The organism is Bartonella sp. AA81SXKL, assembly GCF_042196945.1.
Taxonomy (GTDB): Bacteria; Pseudomonadota; Alphaproteobacteria; order Rhizobiales; family Rhizobiaceae; genus Bartonella.
Genome location: NZ_JBHIRH010000314.1, coordinates 1 through 275, shown reverse-complemented (window position 1 = coordinate 275; position 275 = coordinate 1). Strand labels below are relative to the sequence as shown.

The window sequence follows — 275 nt, the reverse complement described above, 5'->3', positions numbered from 1 at the left end:
TGCAGCCACTGGTACTCCTGTTTTTGCGGTTAAGGGTGAAACACTTGAAGAATATTGGACTTATATAGATGCTATTTTCCAATGGCCTGATGGTAATCCCTCCAATCTTATCTTAGATGATGGAGCGGATGCTACAAACTATATTTTGATGGGAAGCCGTGCAGAAACAAATAAAGATATTCTGTCTCATCCCAAGACAGAAGAAGAGGAACTTTTCTTCAAACAAATCCAAAGGCGTATGGAGGCTACACCAGGGTTTTTCACACGCCAGCGCG

The 275-nt window shown here is 42.5% G+C and carries 1 protein-coding gene; it reads left to right on the top strand.

The features are described from left to right. Positions 1-275, top strand: a 275-nt coding sequence (locus ACFINZ_RS11355) for an adenosylhomocysteinase (protein ID WP_375701564.1), incomplete at both ends; no start/stop codon positions are given.